General features: G+C 71.2%; 10 protein-coding genes. 6 read left to right on the forward strand and 4 right to left on the reverse strand.

Going from position 1 to position 11,069, the window contains the following annotated elements; translation table 11 throughout:
* Nucleotides 1–14 precede the first annotated feature (14 nt).
* The 3 genes from D7W81_RS02705 (at nt 15) to D7W81_RS02715 (ending at nt 5,213) form a co-directional block, all read left to right on the forward strand.
* Nucleotides 15–683, forward strand: a complete 669-nt coding sequence (locus D7W81_RS02705) for an acyltransferase (protein ID WP_120553733.1) — start codon at nt 15–17, stop codon at nt 681–683.
* 111 nt (nt 684–794) lie between these two features.
* Complete coding sequence (locus D7W81_RS02710) at nt 795–2,930, forward strand: ATP-binding protein (protein ID WP_244226926.1); 2,136 nt, start codon at nt 795–797, stop codon at nt 2,928–2,930.
* A gap of 207 nt (nt 2,931–3,137) precedes the next feature.
* Nucleotides 3,138–5,213, forward strand: a complete 2,076-nt coding sequence (locus D7W81_RS02715; protein WP_120553734.1) for a neutral/alkaline ceramidase — start codon at nt 3,138–3,140, stop codon at nt 5,211–5,213.
* Nucleotides 5,214–5,227: 14 nt separating this feature from the next.
* Here the strand turns inward: D7W81_RS02715 and D7W81_RS02720 are convergent, their stop codons facing one another.
* Together D7W81_RS02720 and D7W81_RS02725 are read right to left on the reverse strand one after the other, a co-directional pair.
* On the reverse strand, nt 5,228–6,214 hold the full coding sequence (locus D7W81_RS02720) for an aldo/keto reductase (RefSeq protein WP_120553735.1): 987 nt from the start codon (nt 6,212–6,214) through the stop codon (nt 5,228–5,230).
* A gap of 203 nt (nt 6,215–6,417) precedes the next feature.
* Complete coding sequence (locus D7W81_RS02725; protein ID WP_120553736.1) at nt 6,418–7,254, reverse strand: SDR family NAD(P)-dependent oxidoreductase; 837 nt, start codon at nt 7,252–7,254, stop codon at nt 6,418–6,420.
* Between the two features lie 182 nt (nt 7,255–7,436).
* On the opposite strand from D7W81_RS02725, the gene D7W81_RS02730 reads away from it, so the two are divergent.
* On the forward strand, nt 7,437–8,342 hold the full coding sequence (locus D7W81_RS02730; protein ID WP_120553737.1) for a LysR family transcriptional regulator: 906 nt from the start codon (nt 7,437–7,439) through the stop codon (nt 8,340–8,342).
* A 13-nt stretch (nt 8,343–8,355) separates the two neighbouring features.
* On the opposite strand, the gene D7W81_RS02735 is transcribed toward D7W81_RS02730, so the two are convergent.
* Nucleotides 8,356–9,213 (reverse strand): hypothetical protein, encoded by an 858-nt coding sequence (locus tag D7W81_RS02735; RefSeq protein ID WP_244226927.1) that lies wholly within the window; start codon nt 9,211–9,213, stop codon nt 8,356–8,358.
* Nucleotides 9,214–9,422: 209 nt separating this feature from the next.
* Between D7W81_RS02735 and D7W81_RS02740 the strand changes: the two genes are divergently transcribed.
* Nucleotides 9,423–9,917, forward strand: coding sequence for a gluconokinase (locus D7W81_RS02740; RefSeq protein WP_120553765.1), 495 nt, complete (start codon nt 9,423–9,425; stop codon nt 9,915–9,917).
* Between the two features lie 29 nt (nt 9,918–9,946).
* Here the strand turns inward: D7W81_RS02740 and D7W81_RS02745 are convergent, their stop codons facing one another.
* A complete protein-coding gene (locus D7W81_RS02745; RefSeq protein ID WP_120553739.1) occupies nt 9,947–10,573 on the reverse strand; it encodes a phenylalanine--tRNA ligase beta subunit-related protein in 627 nt (208 codons plus the stop codon).
* A 76-nt stretch (nt 10,574–10,649) separates the two neighbouring features.
* On the opposite strand from D7W81_RS02745, the gene D7W81_RS02750 reads away from it, so the two are divergent.
* Nucleotides 10,650–11,012 carry a cupin domain-containing protein gene (locus tag D7W81_RS02750; RefSeq protein ID WP_120547286.1) on the forward strand — a complete coding sequence of 121 codons (363 nt, stop codon included), beginning with the start codon at nt 10,650–10,652 and terminating at the stop codon, nt 11,010–11,012.
* The last annotated feature ends 57 nt before the right edge of the window (nt 11,013–11,069 follow it).

Genomic DNA, 11,069 nt, shown 5'->3' on the forward strand with positions numbered 1-11,069 from the left:
GTAGTCAGGGCGGCGTGGACCTGGAAGCGCAACGCCGTGAACAACACAAGCTGCGGCTGTCGTGGATGCCGTGGCTCTATTTCAGCCTCAAGCCGCGCCACCGCGAGTGGGCGGAGGCCTGGCAGCGCGAGGTGCAGGACCGCCTGCGCGTGCTCGAGACCGTCGACATCGCGGAAGGATGTTTCATCGCCCCGGAGGCGCGCATCTTCGCCGAGCCCGGCCGCACGGTGCGCATCGGGCCGGGGTGCAGCATCGGCGCGGACGCCTTCGTGCACGGGCCGGTGGTGCTGGGGCCGCGCGTCAGCCTCAACGCGCGCGTCAGCCTGGATGGCGGCGCGAGCGGCATCCACATCGGCGAGGGCAGCCGCATCGCCACCGGCGCCACGCTCTACGCCTTCGACCATGGCCTCGCGCCGGACCGCGCCGTGCGCGACCAGCCCGTCACGTCGAAGGGCATCGTGATCGGCCAGGACGTCTGGGTGGGCGCCAACGCGGGCATCACCGACGGCGTCACCGTGGGCGACCACGCGGTGATTGGGATGGGCGCCGTCGTCACCCGCGACGTGCCCCCGTGGGCCATTGTCGGCGGTGTGCCTGCACGCCTGCTTGGGGACCGCCGTCAACGCCCACGTTCCGGAATCCCCGGGGGCTGGGAGCCCCCTGATACAGAGGGAAACCCTTGAGTCCCGGGTGGGTCCATTGACTTTGAAACATTCGAGCGCCTTATGCTTCAGGCGCGGTGAGACGGAGAGAGGGCTCGGACCCGGACGCACCGGGTGGGGGGTCTCGCGTTCATGACACAGCCCGTTTCATTCGTGATGAAGGAGGCCGCGGTGTCGCAGGAGCAACGCGAGACGGGGAGCGCCGCTGCTCTGACGCAGTCATCCGTGGTGCGCGACCTCGTGGACACGCGCCGCTTCCAGCGGGCCGGGTCGCTCCTGCGCGAGGTGCTCTTCGAACTGGACGCCGCGGGCCGGCTCCTCCTGGCGAGCCCCGCCTGGGAGCGCCTGGTCGGAGCGCCCGTGCACGCGTGGACGGGCCGCGCGCTCGTGGAGTTGTTCCATCAGGAGGACCGCGACCAGGCGCGCGCGCTCCTGCGCACGGCGGCCGCCCGCACGGACGTGCCCGCGCGGCTGGAGCTGCGGCTGGCCTCCGGTGGCACGCAGCCGCGCTGGGTGGAGCTGTCCGCGACGGGAGACCCGGAACACCTGGGCGGTGTGCTGGGCACGCTGGTGGACGTCACCCCGCGCCGTCTGGCGGAGGACGCCGCCACCACGCGCGAGCGCTACCTGGGCGCGATGGTGGAGGTGCAGCGGCGGCTGCTCGCGCCGGAGACCTCCGGGGATTTGTACAACTCCATCCTGGATCCGCTGGGCCGCGTCGCGGGCGCCAGCCGCGCCTACGTCTTCGAGTTCCACCGCGACGCGTCCGGCCGGATGCTCCAGTCCCAGCGCGCGGAGTGGTGCGCGCCCGGAGTCTCGCGCGAGCTGGACAACCCGGACACGCAGGCGTGGCCGGTGGACCAGGCCTTCGAGCTGCACCAGTTGGAGCAGCTCCACCGGGGCGAGGCCGTGCAGGGCAAGCCGGAGGACTTCGGCGCGGACAACGCGCCGGTGCTGCTGTCCCAGGGCATCCGCTCGCTGCTGGTGCTGCCCCTGGTGGTGCACGGGGAGCCGTTCGGCTTCATCGGCTTCGACAACTGCGACGACGCGCGGCCCTGGTCTCACGTGGAGGTGAAGCTGCTCTCCGGCGCGGCCGGCGCGCTGTCGCTGGCGCTGGAGCAGCACACCACGGACGCGCTGCGCGTGCGCACGGAGACGGCGCTGCGCCGCACGGAGGCCGGCTTCCACCTGCTCATCGAAGGCTTCCCGGACCCCGTGGTGGTGCACACGACGGACGGCATGCTCCTGACGGTGAACCCGGCCATGGCCAACTACCTGGGCTACCAGGACCCGGCGGAGCTGCTGGGCCGGCACCTGCTGGGCCTGGTGCGGCGCGAGGACCAGGAGGTGGCGCGCCGCCACCTGGAGGAGGCGCAGGACGGGGCGCTGGCGGCCCGCTCGCACGAGGTGCCGCTGGTGCGCCGCGACGGGCAGGTGGTGAGCGCGGACCTGGTGACGCTGGGGGTGCTCTTCGACGGCGTGCCCGCGCGCGTGACGGTGGCGCGCGACTTCACCGAGCGCAAGCACATGCAGGCGCAGCTCATGCTGGGAGACCGGCTGGCCTCCATGGGCATGCTGGCCGCGGGCATCGCGCACGAACTGAACAACCCGCTGTCCTACGTGCTCTCCAACCTGGAGTTCCTGCACCGCGCGCTGGGCCCCATGCCCCGGCCCCTGGGCGCCGAGGAGCTGATGGAGTACCAGCAGGTGCTGGACGACGCGCGCGAGGGCTCCGAGCGGATGCGCCAGATCGTCCGCCAGCTCAAGGTCTTCTCCCGCGTGGACGACGCGCACGAGGAGGCGGTGGACCTGCACCGCGTGCTGGACTCCGTCGCGCAGATGGCGGCGAGTGAAATCCGCCCGCGCGCCCGCCTGGTGAAGCAGTACGGCACCGTGCCGACGGTGCGCGCCAACGAGGGCAAGCTGTTCCAGGTGTTCCTCAACCTGGTCATCAACGCCGCGCACGCGATTCCGGAGGGCTTCACGGACACGCACGAGATCCGGCTCATCACCCGCGTGGACGACGACGGCCGGGTGGTGGTGGACGTGCGCGACACGGGCCGGGGCATCGCGCCGGAGCTCTTGCGCCGCATCTTCGACCCGTTCTTCACCACCAAGGCGCCGGGCCAGGGCACCGGCCTGGGCCTGTCCATCTGCGACACCATCGTGCGCGCGCTGGGCGGCAGCATCGCCGCGGAGTCCGCGCCGGGCCACGGCGCCACCTTCCGCGTCACCCTGCACGCCGCGCGGGCCGCATCCGCGGCCTGAGCCGCCCCGCATCTCGCGTCCGTGCGGGGAAGCGCGCCGCCCGTCCGCTGCCGCGAAATGGACTGAATCCGCCGCGCCCCCGTGTTCGAGTGTGGAGCGCCGGACGGCCTGCCTTCGCGTGCGGTGCCCTCCCGGAAACGGCTGCGACACGCTGGGACTTCGCCGCCACCGGGGCCCTTCTTCTTCCGGCAGGCCGTGGAGGACGCCATGCGCACGCTGACCGCTCGCCTTGCCCCCGTGCTCGGGTTGCTGCTGGGCTGCGTGCTGGCGCTGGGGACGGGCGCGGACGCGGCCGAGGCTCCCGCCGAAGCCCGGGTCGACGCTCCGGCGAACGCGTGCGCGGGCTCCGCGACCTTCCTCATGGGCGCGGCGCGCTCGGACATCACCGGCCCCGCGGCGGAGGTGGGGATGATGGGCTACGCGCAGGTGTCCCAGAAGACGGAGGGCATCCACCTGCGGCTGTACTCGCGCGCGTTCGTCATCGCCTCGCCGTGCAATGGCCGCCGCGTGGCCTTCGTCAGCGCGGACCTGGGCATGGTGTTCCAGGCGGTGAAGCAGCAGGTGGTGGAGCGGCTGCGCGCGAAGCTGGGCGACACGTTCTCCGACGACAACGTGCTGCTCAGCGCCACGCATACGCACTCCGGGCCGGGCGGCTTCAGCCACTACACGCTCTACGACCTGACCAGCTTCGGCTTCGTGCCCCAGAACTTCGAGGCCATCGTCTCCGGCATCACGGACTCCATCGTGCGCGCCAACGCCCGCCTGGCCGAGGGCTCGCTGCGGCTGTCCTCGGGGGACCTGCACGGCGCCAGCGCCAACCGCTCGCCAGAGGCCTACCTGCGCAATCCGGAGGCCGAGCGCGCCCGCTACCCCGACAACGTGGACACCCGCATGACGCTGCTGCGGATGACGGGGGCGGACGGGCGCGAGCTGGGGCTCGTCAACTGGTTCGCGGTGCACGCCACGTCCCTTGGCAACACCAACACGTACATCAGCGGGGACAACAAGGGGCTCGCGTCCCACGCGTTCGAGGTGGGGGAGGGCGGGCTGACGCCGGGAGGCCCGGACAGCTTCGTCGCCGCGTTCGCGAACTCGAACGAGGGCGACGTCACGCCCAACAACCTGGGCGGTCCGGACGGCCGGGGCCCGAACGAGTTCGAGGCCGCGGCCATCTCCGCGAAGAAGCAGTACGACTTCGCCGCGCACCTGTGGGCCACCGCCGCGATGCCTGTGCTGGGCGGCGTGGACTACCGGCACGCCTACGTGAAGATGGACGCGGTGGACGTCGCGCCCGCGTTCGCGGACGGCAGCGCACACCGCACCTGCCCGGCGGCCATCGGCGTGTCGATGCTGGCGGGCGCGGAGGACGGGCCGGGCTTCGGTTCGGAAGGAGCCTCGTGCGAGTCCGTCCACGACGTGTGGAACCAGTTCACCTGCGCCGCCGTCACCACGCCCTGCCAGGGGGAGAAGCCCATCGTCCTGGAGATGGGCACCATGAAGCCCTATCCGTGGACTCCGGAGGTGCTGCCCCTGCAGGTGGTGACGGTGGGGCCGCTGGCGCTGGTGGCGGTGCCCTTCGAGATGACCACCATGGCGGGCCGCCGGCTGCGCGACACGGTGCGCGCGCAGCTCCAGTCCTCGGGCGTGACGGACGTGGTCATCGCGGGGCCGGCCAACGCCTACTCGGGCTACGTGGCCACGCGCGAGGAGTACGCGCGCCAGGACTACGAGGGCGCGTCCACGCACTTCGGCCCGTGGACGCTGGCGGCGCTGCAGCAGTCCTTCGCGGGGCTCGCGGCCGGCTTGCGCGAAGGGGTGTCCGTGGCACCCGGGCCCACGCCGCGCGACCTGCGCAAGGCGGTGGTGGGGCTGCAGCCCGGCGTGGTGTTCGACGACAAGCTCTTGTGGGTGGACTTCGGCGCCGTCGCGGAGGAGGCGAAGGCATCGTACGCGCGGGGCGACACGGCGAGCGTCACCTTCTGGGGCGGCCATCCGCGCAATGATTTGAAGCTCGGCGGCACCTACCTGCGCGTGCAGCGGCGGCAGGCGGACGGCGCGTGGCGGGACGTGGCGCACGACGGGGAGGGCGGAGCGCTGTACCACTGGCAGCGCGAGTACTGCGTGCCCACGCTCGCGTGCTCGCATGTGCGCATCGACTGGCCCATCCCCCGGGACACGCCGCCGGGCACCTACCGGCTGGTGCACGAAGGCAACTGGAAGTCCGGCTGGGACGGGCGCGTGCACCCGTATTCAGGAAGCTCGCGCCCGTTCACCGTGCGTTGATTCCAGGCGCCTGTTCACCTCGTCGAGTCGACCAGGTCCATCTGCATCGGGTTCATCCGGCCGCCGTGCACCGTGAGCTTGGAGAAGGCCGTCTCCAGCTCGCGAAGCTCCGCGGCCGTCAGCTGGACGTGGCGAGCCCCCAGGTTCTCCTCGAGGTGCATGGGGTTGCGCGTCCCCGGGATTGGAACGATCCACGGCTTGCGCGACAGCAGCCACGCGAGCGCAACCTGCGCGGGCGTCGCGCCCTTCTTCGCGGCAACGCTCCGCAGCGCCTCCACGATGGGCGCATTCGCGGCCAGGTTCTCCGGGGTGAAGCGCGTGAAGCCGGAGCGAAGGTCGGCCTTCGGGTCGAACCTCGTGCTGGCGCCGAGCTTTCCGGTCAGGAACCCCATCCCCACCGGTCCCCACGGCACGAAGCCGATTCCCAGCTCCTCGCACGCCGCGAGGACGCCATTCGTCTCCACGTCCCGCTCCATGAACGAGTACTCGGTCTGGACGGCCGTGACCGGTTGAACGGCATGCGCTCGACGGAGGGTCCGCGCACTCGCCTCGGAGAGGCCGAAGTGCAGGACCTTGCCCTGGGCAATCAGGTCCTTCACCGCACCCGCCACATCCTCGATGGGCACGTGGGGGTCGACGCGGTGCTGGTAGTAGAGGTCGATGCGGTCCGTCTTGAGGCGCTTCAGCGAACCCTCGACCACCTTCTGGATGTGCTCGGGCCGGCTGTTCAGCCCCGGAGGGCCCTCGAGGTTGAAGCCGAACTTGGTCGCGATGACGACCTGGTCGCGGATGGGCGCGAGTGCTTCTCCGACGAGCTCCTCGTTCGTGTAGGGGCCGTAGACCTCGGCCGTGTCGAAGAAGGTGACTCCTTTCTCATGGGCCGTCCGGAGGACCTGGATGCCCTGGTTCCGGTCCGCGGGGGGACCGTAGTTGGCGCTGATGCTCATGCACCCGTGCCCCAGCTCCGAGACCACCAGGCTTCCCAGCTTCCGCGTCTTCATCGGGGCGCCTCCGATGACTGGAGCCCTGGACTGCCCGGACGGCGTGGCGCATGCCCAGGTCCCGGCCGCCGCCCCTGCTCCGAGGAGGGCTGTGTTGATCAGGAGGTCACGGCGGCTGAGGCCCCGCCGGCCCTTCGTGCCCGCTTCAGGTGTCTGCTCGTTCTTCTTCATGGAGGATTCCCTCTGCTCGTCGTGGCCAGTCGCTAGAAGTTGCCGTCCGTCGAAACCGACAGGTCCTTGTGCGCCCGCACCTCGGCGAGCCGCGCCTCGAGGTCGGCGGTGATGCCGCTGACCGCGTCGCTCCCCGCGAAGAACTGCTTCGGCGGCGTCTCCATCCCAGCCAGCCGCACGAGCGCCCTACCGAGCTTCGCGGGGTCACCGGACTGGTTGTGGTGGTAGCCCTGCCACTGCGCCTTGACGGCCGCCGGCGCGTCATAGCCCTCGACGGTGAGGTCGCCGAACACGACGGACTGGGGGGCGAGCAGGTCGGTGCGGAAGAAGCCGGGCTCGACGACCGTCACCTTGATGCCGAAGCGCTCCACCTCCTGGGCGACCGACAGCGAGAGTCCCTCGACAGCGAACTTCGTCGCCGCATAGGCGCCCACCGTCGCATAGCCGATGACGCCGGCCATCGAGGACACGTTGAAGATGCGCCCGGAGCGCTGCCGCCGCATGACGGGCAGCACCGCGCGCAGCACGTGCAGCACGCCGTAGAAGTTGGTCGCGAACTGCTGCTCGATCTGCGCCGGGGTCAGCGACTCCAGGTTGCCGATGAGGCTGTATCCGGCGTTGTTGACCAGCACGTCGATGCGCCCGAACTGCCCGACCGCGGCGGCGACAGCCTGCTGTGCCTGCTCTTCCTTCGTGACGTCCAGCGGCACGAACGCGAGCCGCTCACCCGCCTGCACTCCGATGGCGGACCGCAGCTTCTCCACGTTTCGCGCCGTGGCGACGACGCGGTCCCCTGCCTCCAGTGCGGCCCTGACGACTCCCGCACCGATGCCACTGCTGGCGCCGGTGACAAACCAGACCTTGCTCATGAGGATCCTCCGGTGGCCCTCGGCGGCTGGATGCCGCGCGGAAGGCGAATGCTTCGAACCGATGGGAAAGAAGTACGCCCCGGTCCTGCTCCGGACTAGACGCAAGAAAGCCAATGGGCTCTTAACCAAGGGTTAAGAACGCGGCGCCGGACTCCCGCCTGGCTTCGCAGAGGACTCACGCCATGAAGACGGCTCTCCTTCCGCAGTTGCACGTGCTGCTCACGGTGGCGCGTCTGCGCAGCTTCAGTGGGGCGGCGCGCGAGCTGGGGGTCTCCACGCCCGCGGTCAGCAAGGCGGTGCGGGTGCTCGAGGAGCAGCTCCGCGTGGTGCTGCTCAATCGGACGACGCGCAGCGTGGCGCTGACCGAAGCCGGACGGCGCCTCGTGGAGGAGGCAGGCCCTGGACTTGGGCAGGCCGTGGAGGCGCTCGCCCATGTGGCCGCCCAGCCCGGCGAGGCGGTGGGCAGCCTGCGCCTGTCAGCCCCGCCGATGGCGGTGCCCTTCATCGTGGGCCCGTTGCTGTCCACCTTCCGCGAGCGTCACCCTCGGGTGGAGGTGGAGATGCTCATCGAGCAGCGCTTCGTGGACCTCGTGGCGGAGGGCTACGACGCGGGTGTACGGCTGAGTGAGGCCATCGAGCGTGACATGGTGCGGTTGCGGCTCACCGACGCCTTCCGCTTCGTGGTGGTGGGTTCTCCCCGCTACCTCGAACGCCACGGGACGCCCCGGAAGCCCGAGGACCTGCTGCGCCACGAGTGCATCACCTTCCGCTCGCACACGACCGGAACGCTCTATGCCTGGGAGTTGGAGCGGGGCCGCAGGAACTGGCGCGTTCCGGTGCGCGGAGGCGTCGTCACCAACGACGGCTCGGTGATGAAGTACCTGGCCGAATCAGGCGCCGGGCTCACGTACGCCTTCGAGCCGGAGGTGCGGGAGCAGCTGCGCAGCGGGACGCTCGTGCGGGTGCTGGAGGCCTACGCGCCCAGCGTCCCCGGCTTCTTCCTCTACTACCCCAGCCGTGCGCGGCGCTCCGGGCCGCTGCGCCTCTTCGTCGAGACGGCCCGGGAACTGGCAGCGAAGGCAGGATGAGCCCAGCGCGACGTCAGTCGCAGGTGCCGTCCGGGTTGCACTTCTTGTCGCACTTCTTGCAGGCCGCGCCGCCCTTGCCGCACTGGTTCTTGTTGGGCGAGGGGATGCAGCTGTTGCCCTCGCAGCAGCCGTTGCAGGTGGACGGGTCACAGCGGCAGGCGCCGTTGACGCACGCGAGGCCCGGGCCGCACGCGTTGCCGGGGCCGCAGAAGCACTTGCCCATGTTGCAGCGGTCCGTGTTGCCGCTACAGGCCGGGCCGTTGCCGCAGCCGCAGGTGCCCCGGGCCGTGCAGGTGTCGGTGCGCTGCCCGTCGCAGGCCTCGCAGGCGACGCCGCCCACGCCGCAGGTGAGGAACGTGCGCGCAGTGCAGAAGCCCTCGCGGCAGCAGCCGTCCGGGCAGTCGAGGCAGAAGGTGTTCGTGCCGCCATCCGTTCCGCCGCCCGTGCCGCCGTCGGAAGTGGGGCGGGAGGAGGTCAGCCGCACGGTGACCTCCACCTCGTAGCCATCGCGCACGCTGGCGGTAGCCTCTCCCGAGGCGATCACGGTGGTGCCGTCGCGCAGGCCCTCCACGCGCACGGTGGCCTGGGTGCCGTTGGCGGCGCCATCCAGGAGGACGCGGAAGGTCTCGCCGCTCTGGAGCGCGCGGCTGGAGTCCTCGGGCAGGAGCGTGGTGGGCACCTCCGTGCCGTCCGCCACGGTGCCGGAGACACGCAGCCGCGTGACGTTCAGCGAGGGCTCGAACTCGGTGGTGACGAAGAGCGCGGTGCCGGCCGCGGCGGCCGGGTCCCGGCAGGCGGCCAGGGCCACCAGGGTCAGCAGTCCACTGCACAGGAAGAGCCGGACGAGCGTCCGGCCGGAGGGGGCTCCCACGGAAATCATGATGGAAGGAGGGTAGCGGTTCCTCCGTCGTGAAGTGGAAGGCATGGGGGACCGGGGGGTGATGGCGTTGGACAGCGGACGCTCACCTTCCGGTATCCCGGGATGTCCGGTGTGTCACCGGCCGTGCTTCTCGCGTGGCGCCGGGGAAGGGAAGGCCGCAGCATGGGGGAGCAAGCGCGAGCGTGGGAGGCGGCAACGGCATGTTGGTCATCGTCATGGGTGTGTCAGGCACCGGGAAGTCCACGGTGGGCCGCGCGCTCGCGGACCGGCTGGGGTGGACGTTCGTGGACGCGGACGACCTGCACTCGGTGGAGAGCCGCCGGAAGATGGCCGCGGGCACGGCGCTGACGGACGTGGACCGGCAGCCCTGGCTGGAGCTGTTGCGCGCGCGGATGGAGAAGGCGCTGGAAGCGGACGAGGACCTGGTGCTGGCGTTCTCCGGCCTCAAGGAGCTCTACCGCGCGCGGCTCACCGTGGACGCCGGGCGCGAGCGCTGGGTGTACCTGCACGCGCCCGCGTCCGTCATCCGCGAGCGGCTCCAGAAGCGCCTGGGACACTTCATGCCGGCGTCGCTGCTGGCCAGCCAGCTGGAGACGCTGGAGGTCCCCAGGGACGCCTTCACCGTGGACGTGACGCCGCCACCGGACGTGGTGGTGGCGCGCATCCTGGATGGGCTGGGCCTGAAGCCCCGGTGACGCCCCGGTGACGCCCCGGTAGGCCCGGGTCAGCGCACGGGCTCGACGGTGGCGCCCAGGCGCTCCAGCAGCTCGCGGTACCAGGTGAAGGCGCGCTCGGTGTGGCCCCGCAGCTCCTTCGTGCCCCACAAGAGCGTGAGGGTGCGGCGCGTGGTGCCGTCCGTCTTGGTGCGCTGGGCGTCCTTCACCGCGTTGGCGCAGGGGCCCTCCGCGTCGAAGAGGCACAGCAGGCCCTCCAGGTCGATGGTCTGCCCGGAGGCGTTGAAGACGTAGCGGTCGCCCTGGATGGCGATGGAGACGCGGAAGGGCGCCTGCGCGCGGTCCAGGTCCACCACGCTGATGGGCAGGCCGCTGTGCAGCGACACGGCGTTGCACGCGTCCACCGCGGCGTTGATGGTGCCCAGCGTGCCGTCGCCGGAGGCTCGCACCAGGTACTCGGACGCGGGCTTGCCCCGGCCCGTGGGCTTGTAGCCACCATGGCGGAGCAGGTCGCGCACGGCGCCCCGGACGGCGTCGTCGCTCTGCACGGGCGCGGTGGCGCCGGGCTTCAGCAGGGCCTGCAGCCAGTCGGGCGCGGGCAGCTCCCCCAGGGGAGCAGCCCAGGAGGAGGTGAAGGCGATGAGGTCGAGGAGGGGATGGTTGTCGACGGTCAGCACGGCGGCACTCTACGCCACGCGCTGGTAGGGTAGGGATGGCCACTGTCTGCCCTGTTCCCCTCCTGGAGCCTCTCGCATGCCCACGCTCATCCCGAAGCCCACCCGTGTGACGGCCGTGGGCAACAAGCCGAAGCTCATTGACGAGTACGTGGGCCGGGTGACTTCCAAGACGTCCAACATCAGCGTGGCCCACATGCGCAGCCCGGGCGGGTGGGAGGAGCCGGGCCAGACGCCCGAGTTCCGTGAAATCACCCTGGTGCTCGCGGGCACGCTGCGGGTGGAGCACAAGGGCGGGGTGATGGACGTGCACGCCGGTCAGACGGTGGTGTGCGAACCCGGCGAGTGGGTCCGCTACAGCACCCCCGAGGAGGAGGGCGCGGAGTACGTGGCCATCTGCACCCCGGCGTTCTCCCCGGGCACGGTGCACCGGGACGCCTGAGCCCCGCGTTCCAGGTTCCAAGCCGGGCGGAATCCCGGGCGGGGGCCTGCCTGCCTG

The sequence above is a fragment of the Corallococcus aberystwythensis genome, assembly GCF_003612165.1.
Lineage (GTDB): Bacteria > Myxococcota > Myxococcia > Myxococcales > Myxococcaceae > Corallococcus > Corallococcus aberystwythensis.

Excerpts from the sequence above, each read along its gene's own strand:
- D7W81_RS02720 (WP_120553735.1), bottom strand. The coding sequence starts at position 6,214 with ATGAAGACGCGGAAGCTGGGAAGCCTGGTGGTCTCGGAGCTGGGGCAC.
- D7W81_RS02740 (WP_120553765.1), top strand. The coding sequence starts at position 9,423 with ATGTTGGTCATCGTCATGGGTGTGTCAGGCACCGGGAAGTCCACGGTG.
- D7W81_RS02750 (WP_120547286.1), top strand. The coding sequence starts at position 10,650 with ATGCCCACGCTCATCCCGAAGCCCACCCGTGTGACGGCCGTGGGCAAC.
- D7W81_RS02710 (WP_244226926.1), top strand. The coding sequence starts at position 795 with ATGACACAGCCCGTTTCATTCGTGATGAAGGAGGCCGCGGTGTCGCAG.
- D7W81_RS02725 (WP_120553736.1), bottom strand. The coding sequence starts at position 7,254 with ATGAGCAAGGTCTGGTTTGTCACCGGCGCCAGCAGTGGCATCGGTGCG.
- D7W81_RS02715 (WP_120553734.1), top strand. The coding sequence starts at position 3,138 with ATGCGCACGCTGACCGCTCGCCTTGCCCCCGTGCTCGGGTTGCTGCTG.
- D7W81_RS02730 (WP_120553737.1), top strand. The coding sequence starts at position 7,437 with ATGAAGACGGCTCTCCTTCCGCAGTTGCACGTGCTGCTCACGGTGGCG.